The sequence below is a fragment of the Microbacterium marmarense genome, from assembly GCF_037204165.1.
In the GTDB taxonomy this organism is placed as follows: Bacteria; Actinomycetota; Actinomycetes; order Actinomycetales; family Microbacteriaceae; genus Microbacterium; species Microbacterium marmarense.
Genome location: NZ_JBBDGL010000001.1, coordinates 956,618 through 980,079, shown reverse-complemented (window position 1 = coordinate 980,079; position 23,462 = coordinate 956,618). Strand labels below are relative to the sequence as shown.

Annotated in this window: 27 protein-coding genes and 1 tRNA gene; 8 read left to right on the top strand and 20 right to left on the bottom strand. The window is 62.3% G+C overall.

The genetic code is table 11. The features are described 5' to 3' along the window. Position 1: 1 nt before the first annotated feature. The 5 genes from WDU96_RS04410 to WDU96_RS04390 form a co-directional block, all read right to left on the bottom strand. The gene (locus WDU96_RS04410) at positions 2 to 574 is read right to left on the bottom strand and encodes a DUF2238 domain-containing protein (RefSeq protein WP_337337272.1); all 573 of its coding nucleotides are present in this window, start codon (positions 572 to 574) and stop codon (positions 2 to 4) included. Further along, positions 571 to 1,437, bottom strand: coding sequence for an endonuclease/exonuclease/phosphatase family protein (locus WDU96_RS04405; RefSeq protein ID WP_337337271.1), 867 nt, complete (start codon positions 1,435 to 1,437; stop codon positions 571 to 573). The genes WDU96_RS04410 and WDU96_RS04405 overlap by 4 nt, the downstream gene beginning before the upstream one ends. Then, on the bottom strand, positions 1,434 to 2,228 hold the full coding sequence (locus WDU96_RS04400; protein ID WP_337337270.1) for a glycosyltransferase family 2 protein: 795 nt from the start codon (positions 2,226 to 2,228) through the stop codon (positions 1,434 to 1,436). Before WDU96_RS04400 ends, WDU96_RS04405 begins: the two co-directional genes overlap by 4 nt. A 156-nt stretch (positions 2,229 to 2,384) precedes the next feature. Continuing rightward, a tRNA-Arg gene (locus tag WDU96_RS04395) sits at positions 2,385 to 2,457 on the bottom strand. Between the two features lie 93 nt (positions 2,458 to 2,550). Beyond that, a complete protein-coding gene (locus WDU96_RS04390; protein WP_337337269.1) occupies positions 2,551 to 3,186 on the bottom strand; it encodes an asparagine synthase in 636 nt (211 codons plus the stop codon). Positions 3,187 to 3,279: 93 nt separating this feature from the next. Here WDU96_RS04390 and WDU96_RS04385 point away from each other — a divergent pair, with 93 nt between their 5' ends. The 3 genes from WDU96_RS04385 to WDU96_RS04375 all read left to right on the top strand — a co-directional run bounded on the left by WDU96_RS04385 (position 3,280) and on the right by WDU96_RS04375 (position 5,680). Then, positions 3,280 to 4,131: an SDR family NAD(P)-dependent oxidoreductase gene (locus WDU96_RS04385; protein ID WP_337337268.1), complete on the top strand. Its 852-nt coding sequence runs from the start codon at positions 3,280 to 3,282 to the stop codon at positions 4,129 to 4,131. A gap of 119 nt (positions 4,132 to 4,250) precedes the next feature. Beyond that, positions 4,251 to 4,892: a DUF4956 domain-containing protein gene (locus WDU96_RS04380; RefSeq protein ID WP_337337267.1), complete on the top strand. Its 642-nt coding sequence runs from the start codon at positions 4,251 to 4,253 to the stop codon at positions 4,890 to 4,892. Further along, on the top strand, positions 4,889 to 5,680 hold the full coding sequence (locus WDU96_RS04375) for a polyphosphate polymerase domain-containing protein (RefSeq protein WP_337337266.1): 792 nt from the start codon (positions 4,889 to 4,891) through the stop codon (positions 5,678 to 5,680). The genes WDU96_RS04380 and WDU96_RS04375 overlap by 4 nt, the downstream gene beginning before the upstream one ends. Before the next feature lie 111 nt (positions 5,681 to 5,791). Here the strand turns inward: WDU96_RS04375 and WDU96_RS04370 are convergent, their stop codons facing one another. Continuing rightward, a complete protein-coding gene (locus WDU96_RS04370; RefSeq protein ID WP_337337265.1) occupies positions 5,792 to 6,175 on the bottom strand; it encodes a DUF5684 domain-containing protein in 384 nt (127 codons plus the stop codon). A gap of 169 nt (positions 6,176 to 6,344) precedes the next feature. On the opposite strand from WDU96_RS04370, the gene WDU96_RS04365 reads away from it, so the two are divergent. Beyond that, a complete protein-coding gene (locus WDU96_RS04365; protein ID WP_337337264.1) occupies positions 6,345 to 6,542 on the top strand; it encodes a hypothetical protein in 198 nt (65 codons plus the stop codon). Positions 6,543 to 6,630: 88 nt separating this feature from the next. On the opposite strand, the gene WDU96_RS04360 is transcribed toward WDU96_RS04365, so the two are convergent. Then, a complete protein-coding gene (locus WDU96_RS04360) occupies positions 6,631 to 7,572 on the bottom strand; it encodes an aldose 1-epimerase family protein (protein WP_337337263.1) in 942 nt (313 codons plus the stop codon). 190 nt (positions 7,573 to 7,762) lie between these two features. Here WDU96_RS04360 and WDU96_RS04355 point away from each other — a divergent pair, with 190 nt between their 5' ends. The 3 genes from WDU96_RS04355 to WDU96_RS04345 all read left to right on the top strand — a co-directional run bounded on the left by WDU96_RS04355 (position 7,763) and on the right by WDU96_RS04345 (position 9,819). After that, the gene (locus WDU96_RS04355; protein WP_337337262.1) at positions 7,763 to 8,119 is read left to right on the top strand and encodes a YidH family protein; all 357 of its coding nucleotides are present in this window, start codon (positions 7,763 to 7,765) and stop codon (positions 8,117 to 8,119) included. Continuing rightward, entirely contained in the window at positions 8,116 to 8,469 is a 354-nt protein-coding gene (locus WDU96_RS04350) for a DUF202 domain-containing protein (protein ID WP_337337261.1), read from the top strand. The genes WDU96_RS04355 and WDU96_RS04350 overlap by 4 nt, the downstream gene beginning before the upstream one ends. Positions 8,470 to 8,589: 120 nt before the next feature. Next, positions 8,590 to 9,819 carry an MFS transporter gene (locus WDU96_RS04345; RefSeq protein ID WP_337337260.1) on the top strand — a complete coding sequence of 410 codons (1,230 nt, stop codon included), beginning with the start codon at positions 8,590 to 8,592 and terminating at the stop codon, positions 9,817 to 9,819. 63 nt (positions 9,820 to 9,882) lie between these two features. Here WDU96_RS04345 and rhaS read toward each other — a convergent pair whose 3' ends face one another. From rhaS to WDU96_RS04325, 4 genes are read right to left on the bottom strand one after another with little or no spacing between them, the layout of a single operon-like run. Continuing rightward, entirely contained in the window at positions 9,883 to 10,926 is a 1,044-nt protein-coding gene (gene rhaS / locus WDU96_RS04340; RefSeq protein WP_337337259.1) for a rhamnose ABC transporter substrate-binding protein, read from the bottom strand. 58 nt (positions 10,927 to 10,984) lie between these two features. Then, positions 10,985 to 12,040, bottom strand: a complete 1,056-nt coding sequence (locus tag WDU96_RS04335) for an ABC transporter permease (RefSeq protein WP_337337258.1) — start codon at positions 12,038 to 12,040, stop codon at positions 10,985 to 10,987. Beyond that, on the bottom strand, positions 12,037 to 13,074 hold the full coding sequence (locus tag WDU96_RS04330) for an ABC transporter permease (RefSeq protein ID WP_337337257.1): 1,038 nt from the start codon (positions 13,072 to 13,074) through the stop codon (positions 12,037 to 12,039). Before WDU96_RS04330 ends, WDU96_RS04335 begins: the two co-directional genes overlap by 4 nt. Further along, on the bottom strand, positions 13,071 to 14,597 hold the full coding sequence (locus WDU96_RS04325; protein WP_337337256.1) for a sugar ABC transporter ATP-binding protein: 1,527 nt from the start codon (positions 14,595 to 14,597) through the stop codon (positions 13,071 to 13,073). Before WDU96_RS04325 ends, WDU96_RS04330 begins: the two co-directional genes overlap by 4 nt. A 142-nt stretch (positions 14,598 to 14,739) precedes the next feature. Between WDU96_RS04325 and WDU96_RS04320 the strand changes: the two genes are divergently transcribed. Further along, entirely contained in the window at positions 14,740 to 15,750 is a 1,011-nt protein-coding gene (locus tag WDU96_RS04320) for a LacI family DNA-binding transcriptional regulator (protein ID WP_337337255.1), read from the top strand. 9 nt (positions 15,751 to 15,759) lie between these two features. Here WDU96_RS04320 and WDU96_RS04315 read toward each other — a convergent pair whose 3' ends face one another. The 9 genes from WDU96_RS04315 to WDU96_RS04275 form a co-directional block, all read right to left on the bottom strand. Beyond that, positions 15,760 to 17,184, bottom strand: coding sequence for a gluconokinase, GntK/IdnK-type (locus tag WDU96_RS04315; protein ID WP_337337254.1), 1,425 nt, complete (start codon positions 17,182 to 17,184; stop codon positions 15,760 to 15,762). Positions 17,185 to 17,277: 93 nt separating this feature from the next. Next, positions 17,278 to 17,802, bottom strand: coding sequence for a ribonuclease H family protein (locus tag WDU96_RS04310; RefSeq protein ID WP_337337253.1), 525 nt, complete (start codon positions 17,800 to 17,802; stop codon positions 17,278 to 17,280). 35 nt (positions 17,803 to 17,837) lie between these two features. After that, positions 17,838 to 18,149: a DUF7882 family protein gene (locus WDU96_RS04305; protein WP_337337252.1), complete on the bottom strand. Its 312-nt coding sequence runs from the start codon at positions 18,147 to 18,149 to the stop codon at positions 17,838 to 17,840. A gap of 28 nt (positions 18,150 to 18,177) precedes the next feature. After that, positions 18,178 to 18,660 carry a glycosyltransferase gene (locus WDU96_RS04300; RefSeq protein WP_337337251.1) on the bottom strand — a complete coding sequence of 161 codons (483 nt, stop codon included), beginning with the start codon at positions 18,658 to 18,660 and terminating at the stop codon, positions 18,178 to 18,180. Positions 18,661 to 18,675: 15 nt separating this feature from the next. Beyond that, positions 18,676 to 19,383 carry a glycosyltransferase gene (locus WDU96_RS04295; protein ID WP_337337250.1) on the bottom strand — a complete coding sequence of 236 codons (708 nt, stop codon included), beginning with the start codon at positions 19,381 to 19,383 and terminating at the stop codon, positions 18,676 to 18,678. Between the two features lie 36 nt (positions 19,384 to 19,419). Continuing rightward, on the bottom strand, positions 19,420 to 20,316 hold the full coding sequence (locus tag WDU96_RS04290) for an SDR family oxidoreductase (RefSeq protein WP_337337249.1): 897 nt from the start codon (positions 20,314 to 20,316) through the stop codon (positions 19,420 to 19,422). A gap of 95 nt (positions 20,317 to 20,411) precedes the next feature. After that, positions 20,412 to 20,702: a DUF1905 domain-containing protein gene (locus WDU96_RS04285; RefSeq protein WP_337337248.1), complete on the bottom strand. Its 291-nt coding sequence runs from the start codon at positions 20,700 to 20,702 to the stop codon at positions 20,412 to 20,414. Between the two features lie 77 nt (positions 20,703 to 20,779). After that, positions 20,780 to 22,417 (bottom strand): MFS transporter, encoded by a 1,638-nt coding sequence (locus WDU96_RS04280; protein ID WP_337337247.1) that lies wholly within the window; start codon positions 22,415 to 22,417, stop codon positions 20,780 to 20,782. 50 nt (positions 22,418 to 22,467) lie between these two features. After that, positions 22,468 to 23,457 (bottom strand): SRPBCC family protein, encoded by a 990-nt coding sequence (locus WDU96_RS04275; RefSeq protein WP_337337246.1) that lies wholly within the window; start codon positions 23,455 to 23,457, stop codon positions 22,468 to 22,470. Between the last annotated feature and the right edge of the window lie 5 nt (positions 23,458 to 23,462).

The window sequence follows — 23,462 nt, the reverse complement described above, 5'->3', positions numbered from 1 at the left end:
CCTAGTCTCGCAGCAGGGTGAGGTGCGCGACGGCGAACCCTGCGAGCAGGGCACCGACGCCACCGACGGCCATGTCGGCGATGGTGTCGCCGTAGGCGACGAAGATGTCGTCGCTGATGAAAGTGAAGCCAATCCATTCGACCATTTCCCACACGGCACTCAGCGCGAGGCCGAAGGCGGTCACGACCACGACGGCCCCCGCCGGAACGAAGCGCTCACTGCGCTGGCTAGGCAGAATGTGAATGCGCGCCAACAGCACGTAGAGCAACGCAGCGGCTACACCTGTGCACACGAGGTGCACAGCAAGGTCCCACCAAGCCACGCTCGTGTATAGGTCGAACACATTGCTCCACGCTGCGACAAGCAGCGTCACCGAGCACGTGATGTCGAACCACGATCGCACTCCGACGAAACGGGGCACCATCAGGCCGGGCAAAGCAAACGCCAGCACCCCCGCGTCTGTGAGGTCGAACCAGATAGCGGCGACCACGACGCTGAGCGCGCCGATCACTCGTACTGCATCTGCCGCCCCCTCACCGAGAGTCTGCGGGCGGCGTAAGAAGTTCTCGATCATTCGATTCGCTCCTGCTGGGTAGCATCCACCATCGCATGAATCGGAAGGTGATCAGAGCCCCACGCGCCGCTGTACTGTCGGGGATTGATGGCCGCTCTCAGCACAGCGACGCCCGGCGTTGCGGCAATCATGTCAATGCGCTTTCCCTCAGGTCGCGGCGGACGATAGTTGGCGTAGGTCGCCCACTCGTCGCTCACCCGCGCCTCGGCAGCCGCCCAAGTATCGACCAGTTCGCCGTTGCCGAGCAGCTCGCGCACTGCAGGCGAGTGCGGCCCCGCGTTGAGATCTCCCATGATCGCTGCCGGATGTGGCTGTTCAAGTGCGCGACGTCGCACCGCCCGTGCCGAGCGTACGCGGGAGCGTTGCGAGAGATGGTCAAAGTGAGTGTTGATCACACAGAGGGATGCTGCTGTGTCGCGGTCGCGAAACGACGCGGCCACCATGATCCGCGGAAACACGTTACCCCACGACATCCACGACACTGACCCTGGTTTGTGCGGGCGGTCAGAGAGCGCCAGTTGCTCCCACGACGTCAGCTCGAGTCGATCGGCGTCGTAAAACAGTGGGCAGCCTTCGCCGCGACCGCTGCGACTGCGTCCGACGCCGATACTTCGATAGCGATCGCCGAGGGAGTGCGCAACAAACTGCGCTTGGCCAGCGAGCGCCTCTTGTATCCCGAGAATCGTGGGCCGTTCGGCGCGCAACAACGCTGCTATTGACGGGGCCCGGTGAGACCAGCGATCGGCTCTGCGCCAGTGGGGCGACGGCACCCGGCGGCGGATGTTCCAGCTCATCAGGTGCAACGCTGGCGGCGTGGCCAGGCCAACGAGCGCAGGCGGTTCGCGATCGGCATCCTGGTTCATATGTCTGTGCCCTTCTGCCGCCTCGGCGCAACGACCGTGCGATAGAGAACGAGCTTTACCCATCTGACCGGTGCGAAGTCGGCGGGCCAGTGAATCAGAACGGTGCGAAAGCCGCGATACATACGCAACGCGAACGAGCGTGCACTGTTGAACGGTCGCATCGACATTCCCATCGATGCATCGGCCAGGTACCGAATGCGGTAACGCTCGCCAATGTGAAAGGCAAGATCGAGGTCGTCGTGAACATGTTGGTCGTGGCGATGCACCTTGAACCTCGCAGAACGCCAGACCTCACGGCGCATGGCGAGATTCGAGCCGAACACCGGAAGGTGACCGAGTGCCGGCAGCGTCGTTGCGACGTAACTCGCGAGATAGGCAACCGCGATGGGGCCACGCAAAGCCTTGGGGCCATCGATAAAGCGCGCCCCACCCGTGAACACGGCAACGTCGGGGCGTCGAACGAATGCCTCGCAGATCGACTGCACCCAGATTCCCGACGGAACGCAGTCTGCATCGAGCCGCAGAATGAAGTCTCCGCTGGCGAGGTCGTAGCCGTGGGCACTCGCTGCGGGAATACCCGGCTCTTCGCATGTCACCACGGTTGCGCCTGCCGCTGTGGCCACGTTCGCGGAGGAATCAGACGAACCGTTGTCGACAACGATGATCTCGTCGATGTTGCGCGTCTGCTTCTTCAACGCGCGCAAGCATCGCGCCAGCGCAACGCTGTCGTCTTTCACCGGAATCACAACCGACACCCTGGCCTTTTCGGCGGCCAGCCGGGCGCTGTTCATCTCACCTCAGGCATGCATCGAGACTACTTGGGGCGCACACAAGGCAAACGATGACGTTCAGCTCGGCTATCCTTTGCCGACTCGCGACGCTGTTGAGCATAAAAAAAGAGCGTCGGTTTCCCGACGCTCTTTCTCAATTACTGTCTCAACACAGTGTGCGCCCGAAGAGACTCGAACTCCCAACCTTCTGATCCGTAGTCAGATGCTCTATCCATTGAGCTACGGGCGCATGGTGCTTGCTCTCACAAGCACCGAGAATCAAGAATACCCCACGCGCGCGCTACTCGCGAATCGGGGCAGGATGCCGCGAATCGGCGCCGGCTCAACCGTCTAGTTCGCTCAGGTCGATGCCAGCTCGACGGGGCGCGGGCGCGTCTTCGCTCGGTGCGGCAGCGCTGACCTGTGCGGATTCGCCGTCTTTCAAATGTCGCCGGTGCGCGGCAAGTTTGGGCAGATCGACCAGTCGCAACGACTGCATTCGGGCATTGCGCATCATCTGATAGTTCGGGTCCAAGTCGGGGCGCATGCCCTCAACGTTCAGGCGACGCTCGAGGTTGGCCGCGACATCTCCCCACGCCGCATCGCGTGATTGCTCTACGAGCACTCTCACCGCGTGAGGGTCTTCGGCATGCAGACGCAGCTGCTTGGCTACGCCGCGGTACTGTTTGCGTCGCTTGCGGAGATTTCTCGTGTCGCGGTCGCGATAGTCATGGGTGCCACCCGAATCGCTGAACTTTCCCCACGCCCGCTTGGCTTGACGCCTCGCGAGCTCAGCGGCTTCTTCTTGTTCCTGGGCAAGGTGGTTGAGCGTCTCTTGGGCGAACGAGGCGAACCTCGCCGCATCGAAATCTTCGCCGCGAGCAATCGTGTCGACCAGAATGCGGTTGCGAATCACCAATTTGGCGGCGGCGTACGCAATAGCGACGCCTTCAGCAATGGCATCCGCTGTCTTTCCCATCACAACCTCCAACCTGAAGGCTAGCGTCAGTAGCACCCTGTTCCATCAGTGACAATAGACGGCGACCCTCTTCAAAGACGACAAGGTGAAACTGTGGCCAGGAACAAACCCCTCGAAACGCGCGACAAGACGACCGTCATTACGGGCGCTGCGAGCGGAATGGGTGCTGATGTTGCCCGCGATATCGCTCGCCGCGGCGGCAGAGTCGCCCTGCTCGACCGCAACGAAGAAGGTCTCGCGACAATCCTTGCCAGCCTGCCCGGCACGGGCCACACTTCTCATCTGATCGACCTCACTGATGACGACGCCGTGGTCGCAGTGGCAGCAGACATCGAGGCGTCTCATGCTCACATCCAAGCGCTGATCACGTGCGCTGGGTCGTCAATGCTCGGAAACATCGATCAGCTGACCATGGCTGAAATGCGTTGGCTGATGGATGTGAACCTCTGGGGCACCGTCAATATCACGAAGGCACTCATCCCGGCGATGCGTCGCGAATCCGCCGCTCATATCACTCATCTGGTCAGCATCTACGGGCTCGCCGCACCGGCTGGCCGCATCCCATATGCGATGAGCAAACACGCCGTGCGCGGGTTCACCGAGTCGCTGCGACACGAGCTAGAGGGTTCGACGGTGACGGTCGGCGGTGTGTACCCGGCGGGAGTCAAGACGGGCATCATTCTGCACGGACGCTATGCCGCTGCCCTCGATCCCGCGATCGCGCAACGCGCCGCGCACGCTCAGGCGAAGATGTATCGCACCGAGCCGGAAGACGCTGCGCGCACCATTGTCGATGCCACCGTCAATCGGCGCACACGCACCTTCATCGGCCGGGAAGCACGACTTGTTGACGCGATAACTCGCATCGCGCCGAGTCACTACTGGTCGGCCATGCGCAAAACGCTTCGCGAGGCGGTCGACACCACAACACCGATCAAGGGATAGACAAGCACCCGAGCCCCGTTACCAATTCGTAACTCCTCGCTCGAACAAAGACCTGTCATAGCAAGCGCATAGGTGTGAGGCCCTCAATAGGAATGTAACGAATTTCCGGAGGACACCCCATGAGTCAACTCATCGTCATTGCCATCGATCTGCTCGCGATCGGCCTGCTTGCTTTCGCGGTGTATTACCCCCGCCATCGCCGTCGCGACCTTGCCGTCGCGTTTGTGGGAATCAACGTCGGTGTGCTGGCTGTCGCCATGGTTCTCGGCTCATCGACGATCAGCGCCGGCCTCGGCCTTGGGCTATTCGGGGTGCTCTCGATCATCCGGTTGCGCTCGCGTGAAATCGAACAGAGCGAGATCGCCTACTACTTTGCAGCTTTGGCTATCGGGCTGATCGCCGGCATCTCGGGTTCGATCACCTGGCTGAGCGCGCTGCTCATCGCGCTGGTTGTCATCGTGATCTCGATCGTCGACTCGCCTCAGCTGCTGCGGCGTTCGCAAGAGCGTTCGTTGACGCTGGACCGCGCGTACCTCAACGATGCTGAGTTGCAGACAGCGGTCGAAGAGCTGCTCGGCTGCGAGAATGCTACCGTCACCGTGCGCTCGATCGATCTGGTCTCAGACACCACTTCGGTCAACGTCCGCTACAACTCACCCCGAGTACCTCGCCGCGCAAACCCGAGCACACCCGTGACTCCCCCAACGACGAACTCGGCAACCATCACGTCGGCAACAGGCACTCTGCAGGCGCAGCGATGAGCTCCGCGATCACGCAGCTGAGCGCACTGCCTACCGTTTCTCTTGCTGACCTCAATGAGCAGGCGTCGCTGCAGACCCGGGTCGACCGCAAGTACATCCTGCGCGCCGCCGACGTCGCAGCGGTGCTGGCCGAGCTGCCCGAAGGCGCCGCGATCCTTGAGATCGACGGCGAACGCGCCCTGCGATACGCCTCGCACTACTACGACACCCCGAGGTTCGACAGCTACCTCGGCGCAGCGCACGGTCGTCGACGCCGGTTCAAGGTGCGTTCGCGCACATACGTCGACTCGGGCGGCTCGTTTCTCGAGGTAAAGACCCGCGGTGGTCGTTCCGCCACTGTCAAAGACCGCGTTCCGGTTATCGACGAATCGCTCGACGACAACGGCGTGCGCTACGCCGCAGAAATGCTCGCTGATGCCGGCATTCCCGCTGCTGGCCGCATTGCCCATGGGCTACAACCAGTCCTCGAGACGCGCTACCGTCGAGCCACGTTGCTTCTGGCACCCGAAGCGGGCGAGGCATCCACGGCGTCGCGCGCGACGATCGACATCGAACTTGAATGGGCCGATGCCAACGGAACTCGGATGAGCCTGCCTGGGGCGGTCATCATCGAGACCAAGTCAGGCCAGCGTGCTGGAGCTCTCGACCGAGCGCTGTGGCGACACCACCACCGTCCCGCCAAGATTTCAAAGTACGGCACCGGTCTCGCTGCGCTTCGCCCTGACCTGCCCTCCAACAAGTGGCGCAGGGTTCTCACGGAGCACTTCCCGCAGGCGATCGCCGCCTAGCGACCTCTCTCCCTCTGCAATCTGAACGAGACAGCCCCGTACGTGGCACTTCACGCCAACTGCGAAAGGCCCGTATGCACTGAGTGCATACGGGCCTTTGACATCCGGCGACTACACGGGCTTGGTGTAGGTCTCCTTGCCGAAGCCGATGATGAAGTAGCCGATGAATGCGAACATCCACAGCAGGAAGAACGAGAAGACGCCGCCCTTGTCGAAGGCGCGGCCCACGCGAAGCGCGACGATGATCGAGAACACGATGTTGACGATCGGCACAAGGAAGAGCAGACCGAGCCAAGCAGAGAAGCCCGCGATCTTGGTGAGGACGAAGAAGTTCACGATTGGGATGATGGCGAGGATTCCCGGGTATCCCGCCTTGTCGAATACCCGCCACAGTGCGACAGCGACCAGCACGTAGACGATGATTCCTGGGATTGAGATTGACCCGAAGAGCGTGCCAATGTCTGCGGTTGACGTGACAGAGTTCATGTTCAGCATATTCACAGCATAGGGGTGATCGCGCGACGCCCGCGATACCCGATCGCGGAGCCCCAGCCATGGCAGTCTGGGCCGTCTAACAAGCCACCACGATTGGCGCAAGGGCCTTGTTCGAGAGGATGTCGGTTTCTATCGTGGAACACTAGAGCAACCCCGGAAGGAGCGCGACATGGGATTCATGGACGATGCCAAAGAGACCGCAGAAGCGGTTGGAGAAAGTATCAAGCGTTCTGCACACGACACCGCCGACAAGATCGGCGATAAGGCTGACGAGATGAAGGCAGATGCTGACGTCAAGAAGGCCGAAGCGGAGCGCGACTCAGTCGAAACGCGCAATGAGATCAAAGAAGACCTGCGCGACAACTGATCGCGCGTTCGACCGCTGAGTGCGGCATTGCAAGGGCCTCGGAGAACACTCCGGGGCCCTTTGCATTACCGAGACCGGCGAATCCCCGTCAGAGCGCGACAATTCTCCAGGACGCCACCGTGGTGTCACCGGGTTCGATCACGATAAGCCCGGTGTCGTAGTCGTAGGTGGCGTCGTTGAACGCGTCGGGCGCACAGGTCATCGGTTCAACCGCCAGACCGATTCGGTGCGTTGCCGCAACCCCGGTGTCGGCGGTATGCACCTGAACCCACGGGCACGAGGCATCCCACGACATTGAGACTCCGCACCCGTGGGAGTCGGTGAGATTCACCGTCGCACGGTCGTGAGCGTCGCGGGCGAGTCCGGTATAGGCGTGGTCGATCTCAGCGGTGCCGATCAGACGCGGCGCGCGAAAGTCGAACCGCGAGGGATTCACGGCATCGACCTGCTCAAGACGCTCGGGAATCAAACGTTCTTGCGTCACGGTCAGCACCTGCGCTGCGGGCAGTTCGAGCGTCCAGCCGTCGACGCTGCCCGCACCCGCCACGAGGTAGGGGTGTGGGGCGGTGCCGAACGGCGCAGCATCCGCCGACTCATTCGTCGCCTCGACGCTTTGCGTGAGCCCTTCCCTGGTAAGAGTGAAGGTCGTGCGAATCGAGATGCGCCACGGGTACGACGTCTGCGCGGGAATTACCGCAGCCAGAGTCACGTGGCTGGGTCCTTTGTCAACGGCTTCGTAGTCGAGCCACGCCGCGAGACCGTGCAGGGCATGGTCTCGTGCGGGTTCGGTGAGAGCGAGTTGATATTCCGTTCCGTCAAATGTGTACCGGCCGTCGGTCACCCGGTTCGGCCACGGCACGAGCGTCGCACCCCGATACGCGGGCCGCACTTCGTCTGGCGCGAAGGGCACGACGAGGTCGCGCCCTTCGAAGGTGAGCGAGCGAAGCGTGGCGCCCACGCTCGCAATGACAGCTTCATAGGCGCCGGTCCGAAGCGCATGCTGAGTGCCGGAAAGAGGAGTGCAAGGCATTGTTGTGGTCCTGAACGAGTCGCTAGTGATTCGGATTATGCCGCACCCCACTCGGAGTGGCCAGCGTGTGGGGGCCAGCCATGTCGCAGCGTGGCGCGGCACCCATGCATTGACGTTACTGCGAGGCGCGAGATCAACACGACCCGGCACGCGTATTCTGGAACCGGTCAATGCAACTGAGAGGACCCCCGTGGCACGTTTTCCGTCGTTCGTATACGGCCGCGGTGATGAACCCGACGCACGCTTCACCCTCGCGAACGAGCGAACCTACCTCGCCTGGATCCGCACCGCGCTCGCTCTGGTGGCGGCAGGTGTGGCGTTAGAAGTGCTCGGCCTCGATCTCAACCCCGGCCTGCGCCTTGCCGCATCTATCGTTCTCGTTATCGCGGGCACACTCGTTCCCGTGCTCGCATGGATCAGTTGGGCTCGCACTGAGCGTGCGCTGCGCGAAGACAAGCCGCTGCCAGCCTCGCTGCTCGGAAGTGTGCTCATGGTTGCTGTCAGCGTTGCCGGAGTGCTCGTCACTCTCGCCGTCATCATGCGATGAGGCCATCTGACTTCGACAAGGGTCTGCAACCCGAGCGAACTGAGCTCGCGTGGCGGCGAACAATGCTCTCGATTGCCGTCGGTTCGATCGTGGCGATGCGGCTGCTCCCCACGATCTTGGGCAATCCGCTCTGGTTTCTGCCCGGACTGATCGGTCTCGTCGGTGCAGTCACGATCTGGCGTATCTCTGCGCATCGGTATCGACGCGTGAGCCACGCGACCATCACGCACGGTGACAGAGCGATTCTGCCCGACGGAAAGCTCACCCTTGCGCTCGCCATCATGGCCGGCGGTATCGGCGCATTTGGGCTCGTTGTCCTTGTTCTTGTCACCGCCTACGCGCCGCTGTAGCCGAGAGACTGAGGCCTTACCCAGGCGGCTTCGCTACACTCGAGCGACGATTCTTTTCGTGCATCTACCTCGCGCTCTCGGCGGTCCAAGGCGGCACACCAACACCGCCCTGGAGCAAAGATGACCGATACCCTGACGAGAGTTGCACCGCGCCCACCGACGCTTGTGGGCGAAGCGGGTTGGGGCTACTTTCCGATCGCCCTGACCGCACGCTTGCCGTTCGCGATGATGGTCGTCGGCATTCTCACGCTGATCGTGTCGGCTCGTGACTCGTTGGCGCTCGGTGGTATCACCTCTGCAATGACCGGCGTGGGCACAGCGCTCTTCGGTCCGCTGCTCGGTGCAGCTGCCGACAGGTTCGGCCAACGGCGCGTGCTGTTGATCACCGGCACCGCGAACAGCCTGTTGCTGATCGCTATCGCCTGGCTCGCGTTTACGACCGCCGCCGATGGTGCACTTCTTGCCTTGGCGTTCTTGATCGGCGCCACGATGCCACAGGTCTCGCCGCTCTCGCGAAGCCGACTGGTCGGCATCGTCCGTCGCTCGTTCGAGGGACAGCGCAAAGCGAAAGTGCTGAGCGGAACGATGGCCTACGAGTCAGCGGCCGACGAGATCGTATTCGTCTTCGGTCCGGTTGTTGTCGGACTGCTCGCCACCACGCAAGGACCAGCAGCCCCCGTAATCGGCGCCGCTCTGCTTGCCCTCGTCTTCGTGACGGCCTTTGCGCTGCACCCGACGGCGAAGACTCCCGCATTACGCGAGGGAGAAAGCGCGGATCAGCAGGCCCCCGTCAAACAGCTGTTGCGACCAGAACTGCTGATCACGGCAGTCGGAACGCTGGGCATGGGGCTGTTCTTCGGTGCGATGCTCACTTCTCTTACAGCATTCATGGCAGAACGAGGAGTGCCCGAGCAAGCAGGCCTCGTCTACGGCGCAATGGGAATCGGCTCTGCGGTGTTTGCACTGGGCGTCGCCTTTCTGCCCGTGCGCTTCAGCCTGCATGCCCGCTGGCTCACCTTCGGCGTAGTCCTATTCACCGCCTCGCTCGGGCTGATCATGGTCACGACCGTCACGGCGATGGCGCTGTGCCTGCTGGTGATCGGCATCGGCATCGGGCCCACCCTCGTCACCCAATACAGCCTCGCGGCGGCGCGCAGCCCCTGGGGTCGATCAGCGACCGTGATGACGATGCTGGGCTCAGGCGTGATCGTTGGTCAGTCCGCCGCAACCGCACTGACTGGCATTGTGGCTGAAGGTGCGGGTTGGGGTATCGCGTTGTTCGCACCGATCGGCGCGGCAGCCGTGGTGCTCGGTGCCGGGATCATCAACGCGAGGTTGTCGCGGCGCTAGGCTCCACTTAGCGCGCGAGTGCCCGGTCCCGCACCAGCGGGACCGGGCACTCGCGAAGACGGCCTAGAAGTCGAAGTCACCGATGTTGTCTGCGTCAAACACGTAGGGGTCACCGAGAAGGACGACACCGTCGGCGCCGACTTCGTACGAGCCGAGCTTGCCGCCGTCGAACGAGTCACCTTCAGCACCGGAAATCTCGCCAGTAGCCAACGCCTGAGCAGCAAAAGCCGCGAGGTAGCCGAGGTCCGACGGGTTCCACAGCGCGAACGCGGTGACGGTTCCGTCCTCGACGTATTCGCGCATCTGGTTGGGCGTGCCCAGACCTGTCAGTGCAACCTCACCCTTGTACTCTGAAGTCGACAGGTAACGTGCGGCTGCTGAGATACCCACAGTCGTGGGCGAAACGATGCCCTTGAGGTCAGGATAGGTTTGCAGCAGCGCTGCAGTCTTATCGAATGACGTCTGATCGTCGTCGTCACCGTAGACCACCTCTACGAGCTCGATGTCGGGGTGGTTGGCAGCGAGATCTGCTTGCATCATCTCGATCCACGCGTTCTGGTTCGTCGCGTTGGCCGAGGCCGAGAGAACCGCGATCTGACCAGCATCGCCGATCTGCTCTGCGATGAGATCGACCTGAACTCCGGCGATGCCTTCCGCCGTGGCCTGGTTGATGAAGAGGTCGCGACAATCCGGGTTCGTGTCAGAGTCGAAAGTGACGATCTTCACGCCGGCCGAGCTTGCCTCGCCCAGCGCGTCACAGATCGCCTCGGGATCGTTCGCCGAGACCACCAGCGCGCCCACACCTTGCTGCGCGGCAGTCTGGATGAAGCTCACCTGTGACGTGGGAGTCGCTTCGGTCGGACCTACTTCGTCGAAGGCGCCACCGAATTCCGCGACCGCTTCCTCACCACCAGCACTTGAGGTATCAAAATATGGATTTCCCAAGTTCTTCGGCAAGAAGGTGATGGCGAGATTGGCATCACTGTCGCTCGTATCTGCACTGTCGCTGCCCGTGTTTGACGAGCACCCGGTCGCGACGAGCGCGACTCCAACTGTGATTGTGGCGGCCGCGAGCGCGAACCGCGGCTTGCGCTGTGTTCCAAACATCATTGTTTCCTTTCTGCGTGCTTGCGCACGTCGGGTGGAGTTGTTTTTGGGAGTAGACCTAGACCGCGTCAGCGGCAGTTCGTCCCTTTTTCTTCCCGATGGCCGCAGACCTACGATTCTGCAACCATGCGAGGAGGCTTGCCGACACCACGGAGGCCACGAGAAGCAGCCCCGTAATAACGTTGATGATGTCGCTGGTGATTCCGGCGAGACGCAAGGCGCTTCCGAGTGTGCCAATCAGAAGCACACCCGCAATGACGCCGTGCAAGGCGCCGCGGCCGCCGAATATCGACACTCCGCCCAGCAACACCGCAGCAATGATCTGAAGCTCCATACCCATGGCGTTGTCGCCCCGTGCATTGCTGTAAAGCAGGGTGAAGTACACACCGGCAAAGCCCGACACCGAGCCGCTAAACACAAACAGGATGAATTTCGTCTGGCCGACATCGATGCCCGAAAAAGCGGCGGCCTCTTTGTTGAGTCCAATCGCATAGAGCGAACGGCCGAACGGGGTGAAGTGAAGGAGAACGGCGAAGACGATCGCCAGAATTGCGAACGGAACCATGATCATCGGAACGGGTGTACCCGGAATGTTCGCTTTGGCGAGATCACTCCATGCTTCAGGGAAGTCAGTGATTGCGGTCGTGCCGAGCAGCCCGACCGCAATTCCACGAAACAGCGCGAGAGTGCCGATCGTGACTGCGAGGGAGGGCAGCCCCACAACGGTGACCAGGAACCCATTCACCATGCCTGCGACCGCACCCACCAGCACCGCGAGGATCGCGGCGAGAACAAACGGGAGACCCGCTTGCGTAAGGATGCCGACCATCACGCTGGAGAGTCCAACTATGCTCGCAACAGACAGGTCGATCTCTTCGGTGATGATGATCAGCGTCATCGGCAAGGCAATGAGCAGTATGGGTGCAATGTCGCGTAGCAAATACGTCACGGTGAGCGGACTGTCAAAATTGGGCACCGCAATCAATGAGAAGGCGATCACAATCGCGAGGATCGCGATAATCGTCGATTCACGGGTCAGGAGCACTCGACGCCAAGCTGGCTTTGCATGTGCTTGATAGACGCGCACGGGAGCGCCGGCGGTTGCCGCGGTCATCGTGTCTCCTCTCGTTGTGCGATCAGTCGTCGGTGTTGACGCACTGCCAGAACTCGATCGAGCACGATCGCTCCCAAAATCAATGCACCGACCACAGCGCGCTGCCAGAAGTCATCGATGCCCAGAATCGGTAGCGCACGGTTGATCGTCAGCAAGAGGAAAGCGCCGATGGCGGCACCCCACACTGTGCCCACACCTCCGGAGATGGCCACGCCGCCGATCACCGCAGCGCCGATTGCTTGCAGCTCCCATCCGAATCCTGCGCTCGAGCTAACCGTGCCGTACCGAGCCGCATACAGCACACCGGCAAGACCGGACAGCGCTCCGCTGACCACGAAAGCTGAAATCACACGCCGAGTGACGCGCAACCCGTAGAGGTGAGCTGCTGCAGGATCAGATCCGATTGCATACATCTCTCTACCGCTGCGCAGATTGCGCAAATACCACGCTGCCGCGATGAGCACCACGACCGCGATGATCGTCAGAACTGGAATGCCGACAATCTGGTCGGTGCCCAGCGAACGGAAGCTCTTAGGAAGGTCTGACGCGTTGATGCGGTCGCTGCCGGTCCATGCCACGTTGACTCCGCGGTAGATATACATCGTGCCAAGCGTGATGACCAGCGCTGGCACTCTTGCGAAGGCAACAAGCGAACCGTTGATCAACCCGAGCAACCCGCCGAGGAACACTCCACCGGCAAACACGGCGATCAACGGGACGCCGGGGAAGTCGATGAACATCCGCCCGGTGAGATAGGCCGTGAGGCCGACCACCGAACCAACCGATAGATCGACATTTCGGGTGATGATGACGATCGCCGAGCCAACGGCGACCAGGAGGAGCAAGGATGGCGTGAGCAGAAGGTCGCGAAACCCATCAGCCGAGAAGAGGAATGTCGGGTTGCTTAGTGTAGCCGCGACGATCACGACGACTAGCGCGATCAAGATACCCGTTTCTCGAGCGGTCGCGATCGACTTGACAAGCTTCGTCGCGGAGCTTGTTCCAGGCTGAACCGAAGCAGTCGAAGTGGTCATGACGCAAGCTCCACATCTGCAGTGGCCGCGTACATGATGGCCTCCGGCGTCGCATCGGCACGCGTGAATTCGCCGGTCAGACGCCCCTCGCGCATAACCAGAACGCGGTCGGCCATGCCGAGCACTTCCGGAAGTTCAGAAGAAATCATCAGAATCGCCAGTCCCTGCTGTGCGAGCTGGCTGAGCAGTCGGTGCACTTCTGCTTTCGTGCCGACGTCAATGCCGCGCGTCGGCTCGTCAACGATGAGCACCTTGGGCTCCGTTGCTAGCCACTTGCCGAGGACAACCTTTTGCTGGTTTCCCCCAGAGAGGGTGCCGGTCTCAGCATCCAATGCCGCCGTTTTGACTTCGAGCTTGCTCGCCCAGATCGCCGCAGCTTCATTCTCAGCGCCAGTCCACAGCAGTCCCCACTTGGAGAGCTTCGAACGAATGGCGAGGGTGATGTTGCGCGATACACCATCTTCGAGAACGAGCCCCTGCTTGCGACGATCTTCGGGAACAAGCGCGATGCCGCGTTCGGTTGCCTTGCGCGGATTGCCCTTCGGAAGCGTTTTGCCTTCGAGGGTGATACGCCCGCTCTCATAGGGATCGACGCCAAATATTGCGCGAGCAACCTCACTACGACCGGCACCTACAAGCCCGGCAAGCCCGACGATCTCACCGGCTCGAAGCGTGAACGAAATGTCACGGAACACCCCGGCGCGTGTAAGACCGGCGACCTCACACACGACGTCGCCGACCTCGGAGGGCAGCTTGGGGAACAGTTCCGTCACATCACGTCCGACCATTTGGCGCACCAGGTCGTCCACGGTGGTGTGAGCGATAGTTTCAGTACCGATGTACGAACCGTCGCGCATCACAGTCACCGTGTCGCACAGGTCAAACACCTCGTCGAAGCGGTGCGAGATGAACAAGAGCGCTCGGCCTTCATCGCGCAAACTGCGAGCGACGGCGAATAGCCGTTCCACCTCCACGCCCGAGAGAGCGGCGGTGGGCTCGTCCATGATCAGCACCCGCGCATTGAGCGAGATTGCCTTTGCGATCTCGATGATCTGCTGGTCAGCGATTGAGAGCCCTTCGGTCACTCGATCGGGGTCAAGTCCAACGCCCAGTCGTCCGAATATCTCTAGCGCCTCGGTCCGCATCGCTTTGCGGTCGATACGGCCCACTCGATTTACGGGCTGGCGGCCCATAAAGATGTTCTCGGTGACAGAAAGGTCAGGAAACAGGGTGGGCTCTTGGTAGATTACCGCGATGCCAGCCGACTTCGACTGCGCTGTGCTCGTGAAATCGACAGACTCTCCATCAAGCAAGAGCTCCCCGGCATCGCGGCGGTAGAGACCGGCGACGATCTTGACAAGCGTCGACTTACCTGCGCCGTTCTCGCCAATGAGCGCGTGGATTGAGCCGCGCTGGAGTGCCAGGCTTCCGGATCTCAGCGCAACTACCGGTCCGAATGACTTCACAACGCGGCGAAGTTCAAGCGCCGGATGCTGCACGGCGGGGGCGACATCATCAGTCACTGCGGCCTCCTCCTTGAGGTTGAATCCGAATCTGAATCGATTCAGAGAGGTTTCAGGCTACTCTAAGTTCACCGATGCAAAACGGTCAAGTCGTAAACCCGATGTGACCGAAACGTGATCCGACGACGAAGTGAGGCTGACTGTGGTGGTAAGCATCCGTGACGTTGCAACCCGTGCGGGGGTGTCCGTAGGCACCGTCTCGAATGTTCTGAACCGTCCTCATGAGGTCTCGGTCGAATCCGTCGACCGCGTCACCAAGGCCATTGACGCTCTGGGCTATGTGCGCAATGACGCTGCGCGAAAGTTGCGCGCGGGAGTCAGCACGACCGTCGGTTTCGTCGTGCTAGACGGCCAGAACCCGTTCTACAACGAAGTCGTTCGTGGAGCCGAAGATGAAGCAGCCCGCCACGGAATTGCCGTGCTGTACGGCAACACCGATGAAGATCTCAGCCGAGAAAAGGTCTACATTGACTTGTTCGAAGAGCAACAGGTGCGAGGCCTGCTCATTGCTCCATACGGTGATGTGACCGCCAGGCTGCAACGCCTGAAATCTCGCGGGATAGCGACAGTACTCGTAGATCGATTCAGCGGCGACGGGCGCTTTTCGTCGGTGTCTGTAGACAGCGTGGTGGGCGGCCGCATGGCGGTCGAGCACTTGATCGAAACTGGCCGCCGACGGATCGCCTTCGTAGGGGGTCCGTTCGACATCCGACAGGTAACAGACCGTCTGGCTGGTGCACGCGTCGCTGTTGAAAACGCTACCAACACCGCGACGCTTGAGGTTGTCGCTACGGCAGCGATGACGGTCGACGACGGTGTCGCCGCCGGCGCCAAGTTGCTCGCGCGACCGATGCACGACTGGCCTGATGCACTCTTCGCCGCGAATGATCTCATCGCTTTGGGCCTATTGCAGGCGCTCGCTATCGACGGCCGGCTAATTGTTCCCGAGGACGTGGCCATCATCGGTTTCGATGACAACGCCTTTGCCGCGGCGGCGGCAGTGCCGTTGTCTTCGATCCGGCAACCGAGCCGCATGATCGGGCGCACCGCGCTACGAATCTTGCTCGAAGAGGCTGACGATGCAGACAGCATTGCTCGCCAGACCGTGTTCCCGCCCGAACTGGTGATCCGTGCCTCCACGCATCCGCGGTGAGAACTCCGCTCAGCTGAGCGTGCGGCCCAGCCAGTCGCGAGCGCGACCGGATAGGCGTTTCGCAAGCTCTGTGTCTGCGGCCCACGACTCGAAGCCGTGCGGTGCGCCCTGCACGATGTCGAGCACCACATCCACTCCAGCTGCACGAAGACGACGCGCGTAAGCGATGTCTTCATCGACGAAGAGTTCGATGTCGGATGCGTAAACCCAAGCGGGCGGCAGTCCTGAGAGGTCTTCGCGCCGCGATGCCACCGCGTAGGGCTGCGTCGCTTTCTCGTACTGCTTGCCCAGGTATGACGTCCAGCCGACAAGGTTGGCGCGGTTGTTCCAGATCAGGTGACCCGCGGCATCCAATGATCGATCGGCTGCTGTGCGATCGTCGATCATCGGGCAGAACAGCCATTGCGCGGCAACCTGATCACCCCGGTCGAACAGTTTTTGCGTGAATGCAGCGGCGAGTCCGCCCCCGGCGCTTTGACCGCCGACGGCAATGCGCTGAGTGTCGATGCGCAGCTGGTCGGCATGAGTGTGCATCCAATGCCACGCAGCATCAAGATCGTCGAGCGCAATCGGGTAGCCGCGTGTGGTGCTCGCTCGATACTCCACCGAAACGACGGTGATGCCCAGCCGGGCAGCCGTCTCACCACAGAATCGGTCATCCATTTTGGCGGCGCCGAGCACCAGCCCGCCCCCGTGGATCCAGAACAGCCCACCGGCCGTCGAGCGTTGACCCGAGGGCTGATAGAGGCGAAGATTCACGTTTCGCTCACGCACGACACGACGATCGACTCCGTCGACGTCGAACGAGGGCACCAGTTTCGAACCGTGCACGAAGATCGCCCGCATCAGGCGGTTTTCCAGTCGGATGTGTGGCGCGCGTCGGGCGAGGGCCTGCAACTCGGGTGCGACGTCGTCGCGCGATACCGGCGTGTGCGAAGAACGACGGGGCCAACCAGCAAGGACTTCTTCAACCACAGCCCGTGGGTGCTGGGCGACATTCACAACAACACCGTGCTCATCAGCGGCGAGCGGGTCAAGCGTGGCTAGCTGTGAGATCAGCAGCGATGCCGGCATGAAGTGCCCTGCACGCGCGCCCAGGCGCTCTGCGAGCAGTTCAGGAGTGCCGACAAGGTGCGCAAAGACGAGGTCTTCAGCATGCGCCCGCAGAATGTCTCGATGTTCGCGGCGCAACGCTGAGCACGCGAGAACGACATACTCTCCACGCGCAGAGCGACGCGCAACCTCATCGCCGACGGCAGCAAGCCAGGCGCCGCGGTCGGCATCGGTCAACGGCGTGCCTGCCGCCATCTTGGCGATGCTCGATTCAGGGTGAAAGTCGTCAGCATCGAGAAGCACCGCCCCCGTTGCGGCCGCGACGCCTTCGGCAATAGTGGACTTGCCCGAGCCTGATACGCCCATCACGATCAGCGGCACAGAAACTCCAAGGTGTCGACGTCAGCGGGACTCCGTTTGCCGAAGCATCCAGAACTTCAGTGTAGGGAACCCGTGCGTGGGTTTGCGGTGCGGCTACTTGCCGGGTGCGGTCGAGACGTCGAGTCGTTCTTTGCCCCCGTGCGATGACCAAGCGCTTGCCACGCCTTTCGCCGCATGCGTCGACGCCCGAACTGCCCGCTCGTCAGCCCATTCGTTGAGCACATGGCCCGCGTGGCCACGCACGTGCTCGAGCACAACATCGGGCATTCCGGCAGCGCGCCGCGCGTCGCGCGCCACAATCAGCTGTTCGAGAATCTCGCGGTTCTTCGTGGGAGCGCCGGCCGAGGTCTTCCAACCGCGGCGACGGTGGCTGTCCATCCACGATTGATACGTGTCGATGGCGTACTTCGAGTCGGCCTGCACCACCAGGTTCTTCACGTCGACGTGGTCTTCGATCGCGTGAAGCAGCCCGAGCAGTTCGCCGATGTTGTTCGTGCCCTGGGGAATCGAGCCCGCTGCCCAGTGCCCGTCTTCAGCAACCCATGCCCATCCCGCCGGCCCGGGGTTTCCCTTGCAAGCGCCATCAGTGGCCACGGTATAGGTCTGCTCGTCAGTCACCGAGCAAGGCTAACTCGTTTGGCGAACGCGCACTGTCAGGATGCGGGCTGTGCGTCCTTGGGCTCGGGCGAAAGGGTGAGCCCGGAGGGGCTGCTCGCCGAGAGCATGAGCTCTTCGACCCAGAGCCGGTTGATCGTCTGCGGTCGGCGATCGATGAAATGAAACTGGAGGGGTACGGACGCATGAATCCAGAAGCTGCGGCGGCCGGTGCCGTCTCTGAGTTCATGATCGAACATGAACGACTCTGAGCGACGAAGCTTGTTCATGACCACCAATCGAAGGTGCGCAAGGGTGCGATCGTCGATATCGATCGCGTTCGCTGACGTGTCATAGATGAATCTGCCCACACAGAGACAATAGCCCGTAGTTCACCGGCTACTGTGCGCGCGGGCGCCAAGTCGACTCGACGACCTCAAGTGCAACCGTGATGCCATTCTCGTCTGCCATGCGCTCCGCGAGCGCTCGGTTGGCTGACGCGTACACGGGCACGGCGTCGAGGGCCGTCCCGATCGTGTTGGCCGAAACCCTGCGATAAGGAATGGGTTTGGGTGCGAGCCCCGCGCGGTGAAGGTGCTTTCCCCAAAACGGCTGGTCAGCGATGAATGGCACCACGATCGACGTCGTGCCCGCCCGTGCTGCGGTATGCACAGTGCCGGCGCCACCATGATGAATCGCGGCAGTCGCCTGCGGCATCACCTGGGCGTGCGGTGCCGAGTCGGTGACGAAGATGTCAGCACCGAGAAGATCATCGGTCACTTCAATGCCGCCCCAGCCTGTGACAATCAGGGTTCGGATGCTGCGTGCTCGCGCAGCCTCGATGATTGCGCGACCGCGAGCTGCGGCGTTGCCCGCGGCCATCGAACCGAAGCCCGCCTAGACGAATGGTTCAGCGATGAATTCGGCTAGTGCCGTATCGAGCGCTCTCTCTGTTGCGGGGGCCGTCCATGGCCCGGTCAGGTGAACGCTCTCGGGCCAATCGTCGGGCCGCGCCAGCAGATGCGGACTCACCGTGACCATGGTGGCTGCGGGCGCCGACGCACTGGTTGCTGAAACGCCGAGCAACGCGGCAGCCTCGGAGAGTTCTTCCCGGAACATTCCGGCCGCCGCCCCCATGGCCTGGTATGTGAGTTTATTGACCGCACCACCGAGGCTTGCGGTCGTCGTGCCGGGTGCGGCGAACGCCCGTGTCGGGGTCGTGACCGGTACCGCCTCGACCACGATGTGAGGGATGCCGAGATGGTCGGCGACAAGGGGCGCCGAGACGATTTTAGGGTGGTACATGAGCACATCGGGCGCGAATTCACGCGTCGCGCGTGCACTGTTCACGATCACGGCACGCATCACCGGCTTCACCGTGGAGCGGAAAGAGCGCATCGCCGTGAGCGGCGACACTCCTTGATCGGCGATCATCGCCGAGAAATCGGCACCAAGACTGATGGCATCAAGCCCCGAGAGATCTACGCCGGAGTTGTCGGGGAGGGCGAGTCGCACCTTGTGCCCGGCTGCTTGAGCACCGCGGGCGAACGCGGCGAACGGTTCGACATCGCCACGCGAGCCCGCGGTGATCAGCATTATCTTCATCGGGCAACCCTAGCGAAGGCTGCTACTCAGTCGAGATCAGGGCGAAGGTATGCCGCCGTTCACGTTGAGAGTCTCACCGATTACATACGAAGACTCGGCCGACGCTAGGAACACGTACGCCGGCGCGAGCTCGGCGGGCTGCCCCATCCGTCCGAGTGGGGTGTCTTCACCGAAGTGAGCGATCTTCTCTTGCGGTTGGCCATCTGTGACTTGCAGCACCGTCCAGATGGGGCCCGGCGCAACCGCATTGACCCGAATACCGCGCGGTGCGAGCTGCTGCGCGAGACCCTTCGTGAACGCGTTGATCGTCGCTTTGGTCGATGCGTAATCGACCAACACAGCTGACTGCTTGTATGCCTGAATGGATGTCGTGTTGATGATGGACGCCCCCGCCGGCAGGTGGGCGAGCGCGGCTTTGGTAATCCAGAACATCCCGTAGACATTCGTCTTGAAGGTGTCGTCGAATTGTTCATCTGAGAGCGTTTCGAGGTCTTCGTTGAAAACCTGCTTGCCGCCGTTGTTCACGAGTATGTCGAGGCCGCCCAACTGATCTGCGGCGTCAGCGACGAGCGTGCGGCAATACTCAGCATCCCGAAGGTCACCGGGCAATTGAACGGCAACAACCCCCGCCTCCCGCACCAGCGCCGCTACACGGTCAGCATCTTCTGCTTCGCTCGGCAGGTACGACATCGCCACCGACGCGCCCTCGCGCGCAAAGGCGATGGCGACGGCGGCCCCGATGCCCGAATCTGCGCCGGTAATGAGCGCACGTCGCCCCTGCAGGCGACCGGTGCCGCGGTAGGTGCTTTCGCCGAGGTCGGGCTTGGGTTGAAGATCAGCCTCAAGGCCGGGTTCAGGCTGATGTTGCTTTTTCGGTTCGTATTCGGCGTACAGCTTGGCAGGGTCTACAAGGGTGTATTGATCGCGTGTCATATTTACCTCCGCGACCACGGTACTCAGCGCCGCAAGCGCGATGCGAGGGGGTTGACAGCTCGACGAGATCGCCTACACATGAGCCGCGCAGGACGTCAGCTCAGACGTCTTTCGAGCCGCACAGTGACCGAGTCGCCAACGTCTTTGCCGAGCTGTTTGCGCACCTTGGCGTTGAGCGAGAGCATGTGTCCACCCGTGCCGGTGACCATCAGCCCCACATTCTTCAACGTCACCTCGTCGACGACGGCATCTACTCGCACGGCCTTGCCGGTGCCAAAGAAGTCGCGCGAGCCCGGCATCTCCACACACGCCCACGTCTCACCCTTGACTTCCACTCCGATGGCGGCGGTGAAGGTGTGATCAAGCGGCTGAGGGTCGATTGCCATGAGACAAGGGTTTCGGCTGTCACCCCGTGCCGCAACCCCTATCTCGGTTAACTATCGCGCTTGGCTATCGCGCTTGGCTATTGCGCTTGGCGGGCTGCGACCCGCAACCGAATCGCACCAACGAACCCGAGCAGCAGGAACGCAGAGGCCACGAGCAGCGACCAGCGCGTGCCGTCCGCGAAGCCGGTGGCGAGAGCGTCGACAGCCGCCGCTGTCTGGTCACCGAGTGCGCTTGCGCTGCCCTCGGCACGCAGCTGAGTGATTGTTGTTCCCGCAGATTGCCGTGTCGTCTCGGCGAGAGTGTCGGCAGCATCGCCCGTGATCCCCGCCTCCGACAGTGCGGCCGGCAGGGTGAGCGCCAGCGAGACCGAAAGCGCGGCGCCCGCAAACGCCGTGCCGAGCGCCGAGCCAACTTGGCGCACAGTGCTCTGCGTGGCCGAGCCCTGACCAGATACCTCCACGGGAACATCTCGCAGCACAGTGCCGGTCAGCTGCGCCGAGGCGAGGCCGAGCCCCAGCCCGTAGACCACGAGCGGCATCGCCACGAGCCAGCCAGGAGTTGCGCCGTGAATGAGCAGCGCCAGCACCACGACGCCGAGCAGCTCAAGGCCGAGCCCGATCAAGACTGTGCCGGGTGAACCGAATCGCGCAGCGAGGTGTCGGGCTGAAGCGCCCGAGAAGAAGGCACCGATCGCCATCGCGGCGAGCACCAGCCCCGCACCGAATACGTCAAGCCCAAGCGCGTTGATCAGATACAGCGGCAACACGAAGATGATCGCGAACTCGCCCACGGCGACCATGGCTGCGGTCAGGTTGCCCCATGAGAATGTCGGCAATTTGAAGAGGTTGAGGTCGAGCAAGGCTGACCGGCGAACCTTTTCGCGGTGCCGCTCCCACACAACGAAGAGTGTCAACGAGACAGCAGCAACGGCCAGCGTGATCGGGATGATCGAGATCGGAGCCGTTGACGGCCAAACCCAGCCGAAGATCGTCAATTCGCTGGTGGGCGTCCACCACCCCAGGTCGGGTCCCTCGATCACGCTGAACACGAGCGCGCCGAACCCTATGCCGCTGAGCAGCGCACCGTCGACATCGGCGCCCGGTCGCCCCTTGGCGCCGCGAGATTCGGGAACGGTCAGCCATGCACCCACGAACACCAGCAGGCCGAGCGGCACGTTCACAATGAAGATCCAGTGCCACGAAGCCCACTGTGTGAGCGCGCCGCCGGCCAGCGGTCCAATCGCCGCGGCTCCCGAAATCACGGCACCCCAGACCCCGAAAGCTGCCGCGCGGTAGCGGCCGCGGAACATCGCGTTCACACTCGACAGCGTCGCCGGCATAATCATCGCCGCCCCCACCGCCTGCACCGCTCGTGCGCCGATCAGGGTGCCGGCTGCATCCGATGCGGCCGCCATGATGCTGCCCGCCACGAAGATAACGATGCCCACGAGAAACAGCAGCTTGCGGCCCCACCGGTCGGCGAGCCGCCCCGTCGACAGCAGCAGCGCCGCCAGGATCACGGCATAGAGGCTGTTTACCCACTGCGCATCGGTCAGATCGAGGCTGAGGTCGCTGATGATGTCGGGAAGCGCAACGCCGACGATCGTGCCATCGAGAACGATGAGGCCGAGTCCGGTCGACAACACCGCTAGCGCTAGCCACTCGCGACGGGTGGGAGCGGGGGCGGTGTCAGGCACGGAAGCTGGTGAACTCACCCTGCCATGATGGCGCAACCGGGCACCGTGGCCCCCTCCCCCCCGCGGCGCTATAGCGAAATCAGTTCGGATTCCAACCGCGCGTAGCTTGTCTCCATGCCGTCTGTCATGCCTGTGGCCAGCACGATGTCTCGCACTTCAGAGCTCGGGTACGTGATCAGCAGGCTCAACAGCGTTCCGCCGCTGACCGGGGTGAGCGTCATCTCGTTGATCGTGCCAGGGCCGTCCATGCCGATCATTCGTTCAGTCGTCACCTCTCGGTGTGGGGCATCTGATTCGAGTACCTCACCTTCGAAGCCGAAGCCCTCGGCGCCAGCGGCCGCTCCGTCCGCGATCGGGGCCCACTCATAGCGGTAGCCGTCGCCGACCTGTTCCGCGAGATCGCAGACCGTCATCGCCCAGCCGTCAGGGCCAAGCAGCCACCTCTTCATGAGCGAAGCATCGTGGTGGGCACGCCAGACCTGCTCGACGCTGCCCCGGATCACACGGGAGACGCGAACATGAATGTCGTCGAGAATCTGCGCGTCGGCGCCGCGCTCGCTCGCGAACGATGACAGGTCGGCCAGCACTGCGTCGATCTGCCCCATTGCCATGCGCATGCCTTCTTCCATGCCCATCTCGATCATCTGCTCAAGGCCCTCGAGTGAGGGGAAATGGGTGGTTGTGATGAGGCGAGACCCAGCATCCATGGGTTCAAAAGTGAAGGTCATGCGCACGGCGGGCATCTCGGCGTTCTCGGTGCCGTCTTCGCTTGCGAAGCCGTCACGCACCTCAAAGCTGCGGCCGGGGTCGACGGCGAGAAACTCCCAGAACCCACTTGAGTGTTCTCCTTCTGGGCCAGTCATCGTGTAATGAGAGCGCCCGCCCGGGTACACATCGTGACGGTAGAACGTGGCCGGCCACGTGGGCGGGCCCCAGAAGCGCTCTATCTGGCGAGGGTCGGTGTAAGCGTTCCAGAGCCGCTCGACCGGGGCAGTGAATTCGGCGATCACGACCATGGTGAGCGCTTCGGTGTCTTTGTGAACGGAGGTAATCGGCATGATCA

Bases quoted from the DNA above. Each gene is read 5' to 3' on its own strand.
- WDU96_RS04410 (WP_337337272.1), bottom strand. From the start codon at position 574: ATGATCGAGAACTTCTTACGCCGCCCGCAGACTCTCGGTGAGGGGGCG.
- WDU96_RS04405 (WP_337337271.1), bottom strand. From the start codon at position 1,437: ATGAACCAGGATGCCGATCGCGAACCGCCTGCGCTCGTTGGCCTGGCC.
- WDU96_RS04400 (WP_337337270.1), bottom strand. From the start codon at position 2,228: ATGAACAGCGCCCGGCTGGCCGCCGAAAAGGCCAGGGTGTCGGTTGTG.
- WDU96_RS04390 (WP_337337269.1), bottom strand. From the start codon at position 3,186: ATGGGAAAGACAGCGGATGCCATTGCTGAAGGCGTCGCTATTGCGTAC.
- WDU96_RS04380 (WP_337337267.1), top strand. From the start codon at position 4,251: ATGAGTCAACTCATCGTCATTGCCATCGATCTGCTCGCGATCGGCCTG.
- WDU96_RS04375 (WP_337337266.1), top strand. From the start codon at position 4,889: ATGAGCTCCGCGATCACGCAGCTGAGCGCACTGCCTACCGTTTCTCTT.
- WDU96_RS04370 (WP_337337265.1), bottom strand. From the start codon at position 6,175: ATGCTGAACATGAACTCTGTCACGTCAACCGCAGACATTGGCACGCTC.
- WDU96_RS04365 (WP_337337264.1), top strand. From the start codon at position 6,345: ATGGGATTCATGGACGATGCCAAAGAGACCGCAGAAGCGGTTGGAGAA.
- WDU96_RS04360 (WP_337337263.1), bottom strand. From the start codon at position 7,572: ATGCCTTGCACTCCTCTTTCCGGCACTCAGCATGCGCTTCGGACCGGC.
- WDU96_RS04350 (WP_337337261.1), top strand. From the start codon at position 8,116: ATGAGGCCATCTGACTTCGACAAGGGTCTGCAACCCGAGCGAACTGAG.
- WDU96_RS04345 (WP_337337260.1), top strand. From the start codon at position 8,590: ATGACCGATACCCTGACGAGAGTTGCACCGCGCCCACCGACGCTTGTG.
- rhaS (WP_337337259.1), bottom strand. From the start codon at position 10,926: ATGTTTGGAACACAGCGCAAGCCGCGGTTCGCGCTCGCGGCCGCCACA.
- WDU96_RS04335 (WP_337337258.1), bottom strand. From the start codon at position 12,040: ATGACCGCGGCAACCGCCGGCGCTCCCGTGCGCGTCTATCAAGCACAT.
- WDU96_RS04330 (WP_337337257.1), bottom strand. From the start codon at position 13,074: ATGACCACTTCGACTGCTTCGGTTCAGCCTGGAACAAGCTCCGCGACG.
- WDU96_RS04300 (WP_337337251.1), bottom strand. From the start codon at position 18,660: ATGGCCGCGGGCAACGCCGCAGCTCGCGGTCGCGCAATCATCGAGGCT.
- WDU96_RS04295 (WP_337337250.1), bottom strand. From the start codon at position 19,383: ATGAAGATAATGCTGATCACCGCGGGCTCGCGTGGCGATGTCGAACCG.
- WDU96_RS04290 (WP_337337249.1), bottom strand. From the start codon at position 20,316: ATGACACGCGATCAATACACCCTTGTAGACCCTGCCAAGCTGTACGCC.
- WDU96_RS04285 (WP_337337248.1), bottom strand. From the start codon at position 20,702: ATGGCAATCGACCCTCAGCCGCTTGATCACACCTTCACCGCCGCCATC.
- WDU96_RS04275 (WP_337337246.1), bottom strand. From the start codon at position 23,457: ATGCCGATTACCTCCGTTCACAAAGACACCGAAGCGCTCACCATGGTC.